The organism is Waltera acetigignens, assembly GCF_025567015.1.
Classification (GTDB): domain Bacteria; phylum Bacillota; class Clostridia; order Lachnospirales; family Lachnospiraceae; genus Acetatifactor; species Acetatifactor acetigignens.
Genome location: NZ_JAOQJO010000007.1, coordinates 153,742 through 156,633 on the forward strand (window position 1 = coordinate 153,742; position 2,892 = coordinate 156,633).

Sequence of the window (2,892 nt, forward strand, 5' to 3'; positions counted from 1 at the left end):
TTTAACTGCAATTCCGTTATCACCCACATACGCTACTGTATTGTCATCTAATTTCTGTATTAATCCCGTCATTTCCCCAAATTTCTTTAGAGGGAACTCCCCGGATTCTTCACAAAGTTTTCGGAACTTTTCTGCATCCTCACCTACCATATACGGATATTTTCCGTCTCTAATATACCATGAAATTCCCGTTTCTGAATCCGTGTATTTAGGATCCGTTAATGCCCATTCTTTCAAAGGAACACCCTGGTACCATGCTGTCATTTTTTCACTGGAATCATTGCTTATTTCTGGTTCTTCATTTTGAATTTCTTTCTCAGCAATTTCATCCTGCTCCTGTTTATCTACTCTATATGACGCGTTATATTTTAATGCCTCATAGATTTCTTGAACATTTGCATATTTGTTAACTGCTGCACCACCCGGTACCTCTAATACTTCCTTTTGTTGAAAAGTATGTGACTGGTTATATTTTGAACCAGGTTTTCTTCCTGCATAAATATTGTTATTTACAGCGGTATTTACCATATTTACCATATTTATAATCCCTCCATTCTCTACTGCGTTATATTCATTCCAGTAAATGGAATAAAATTTTTCTTGGAAATTCTGCCGGAGTCATTTCATATTTCCAGCCGATACTGGTATTCAGCAATACATTAACCCCCCGACTCTGAATTTGAACACCATAACCATCTAATGTTAAAATAGTTAAATTTAATGTTCCGCCTTTTGTCAGTGCAATCTGCTTGTCTGCAAGATTCCGATTTTTCTCTGTCTGTTCCAAAAAATATTATATTTCTAAAATACAGAATCTCATTGTCTGTTCATACTATTAGTTTCATACTTGTATATATATCTTTATTCCTTCACCGTCTTTTACTAAATACTGGATGCCGGTACCTGAATGTGTATTTAATGTAAATCCCTGCAAAGTCTCCACATCCAGCGAATCTTTATCCATTACATTCTGCAATTCATCTTTTAATTCATCATCTAATACCAGGGCATCGTAACTCATCGTTCCATGCTCAGAAATCAAAAACTGCTTTCCTGTTGTTTCATCCTGTCTTATTTTTATATCAGAATAGGAAAATGCCCCCAAACGCTCCCCGTCTTTATTGTATATATCAAAACATTCAGCTTCATTATCGGGTACGATTCTATAATTTTCGGATTCGTACTCTGAATATTCCTGTTTCAAAGTATTTATCGTTTTTCCTGACAGTGCCAGATAAGAATCCATCACTGTACTTTTCTTAGCACGATTGATATCCGCTCTACTGCTAATATCCTCCTTATCCACCGTCTGAGCCAAAGTGTCAGCCCACTTATTCTGGTTCCGATTTGGTTTTAGGTTGTTATAACCTGTTGAATAACGGCTCTCCGCTCCTATACTTCCAATCATTTTTTAAATTCCTCCCGGCATTTTATTCTCTTATTTTAGATGCCAGTACGGTATAAAATTCTTTTTCCTGTTGCTGATATGCTGCCCTTTCATCTGTAACTGCTGCCAGCGGATTTTCTATTCTCTCCAATATTTTGTTGATAGCTGCCAAACAGCTTTCTTTCGTTTCTCCAAAAATATTATCATTACCACCTGTCTGAAAATCCTGCTCCACAGATAGCTGCGTTAATGTACTGGATAAATCAGTCTGAAATGGATTAACCCCCGTTTCTTCTAATGTTTCCTGCCACGCCGCTTTTACACTCTCCGGTACTGTTTGAAGGTAATAATCACTAATATAAGCAATCTGTTTTTTGGTTTTTTCGTCTGCAAACTGATAGGTTCTGTTATTCGCTTTTAACTGTTCATATGCCGCCTGCGCATCACTGTTCGCTTCTGACTCATACCAGCCATCTTTATTTTTGCTATATTTCATACCATTGACCGTAAAATCTTTGGAAGTGTCTATACCCAGATAAGACATAACATCCGTAATTCCTTCTGTATACCGGGCATATTCCTCCTTTGAATGTGCTACAGTAGTCATTGTCCCACCTGCATTTCGCAGCATGGATGCCAATGCATCTGCCATTCTCTGTGCTTTTACATATGATTGTGTATCATACGGATTATCTCCACCAGAAACCTCTACTCCATGCGCCGTAGCCGTAAGCACATGACCTCCATTAACACGGATTCTTTGCCCTTCCGCAATATTAACAGAATTATTCTGTCTGCTAAGTGACGAACTCTTCGCCAATTTTATAGGTGTTTTTAACACTTGAACCAAATCTTCTACCGGATTTAGCAAGTGCTGCGACATCGCCTCATTATAGGTTTCCTTATCTTTAATTGCTGTATTTTTGTAATTAGATGTAAGTCCTCTTGTATTAGGATTAATATAACTTGATATTGACTGCATTGTCTCAATCTCCTTCGTTTTTTCTAAATTCTCTCCTTCTATGTCCAAATAGCTAAGCCTTATTTGTACTTACTATTTGCATTTGGCAAATTAAGATATGTATCCATACTTTTCGTCCAAAGCAACGATAAGTCAAACCTTCCCAATTTGTTTAAATCTTCTATGCTTTTTTTGAACATTGCAATAAAATCTCTTCTGTCGTTAAGTCCCATATTACCAGCTTCAAGCGGCAGAGACGTGAAACCTCCCTGCTTTTCCACTTTGTAATGTGCCTCCAATGCACGCATTTCGACTACTGTAGCATTTGATGGATTAACATCATTGATATAAATTCTTTGCTCAAACTCTTTCCCGTTTTCATCCACACCTTTCGCTAACACCACAGGATTTTCATCCGTCGAATCATCCGCATATTTAAGACAATAAGAAAGACCTGTACCATTACCTCCTGGTATGATGTAGTCATAGACCAATAGCAGTCTTCTACATCATTATTTAATCTATATCAAGGTTGGTAGGAGGA

The 2,892-nt window shown here is 37.4% G+C and carries 4 protein-coding genes and 1 pseudogene; all 5 read right to left on the reverse strand.

Translation table 11 applies throughout. The features are described 5' to 3' along the window. On the reverse strand, positions 1 to 537 hold a 537-nt coding region (locus tag OCV96_RS08705), incomplete at its 3' end, for an H-NS histone family protein (protein ID WP_262594280.1). Positions 538 to 571: 34 nt separating this feature from the next. Continuing rightward, positions 572 to 787 (reverse strand): hypothetical protein, encoded by a 216-nt coding sequence (locus OCV96_RS08710; RefSeq protein ID WP_243098785.1) that lies wholly within the window; start codon positions 785 to 787, stop codon positions 572 to 574. A 54-nt stretch (positions 788 to 841) separates the two neighbouring features. Further along, a complete protein-coding gene (locus OCV96_RS08715; protein ID WP_243279629.1) occupies positions 842 to 1,408 on the reverse strand; it encodes a hypothetical protein in 567 nt (188 codons plus the stop codon). Positions 1,409 to 1,430: 22 nt separating this feature from the next. Then, positions 1,431 to 2,417 (reverse strand): hypothetical protein, encoded by a 987-nt coding sequence (locus OCV96_RS08720; protein WP_262594289.1) that lies wholly within the window; start codon positions 2,415 to 2,417, stop codon positions 1,431 to 1,433. An 11-nt stretch (positions 2,418 to 2,428) separates the two neighbouring features. Further along, positions 2,429 to 2,818 (reverse strand): annotated as a pseudogene (locus tag OCV96_RS08725) (hypothetical protein); the annotation flags it as partial. Positions 2,819 to 2,892: the final 74 nt, after the last annotated feature.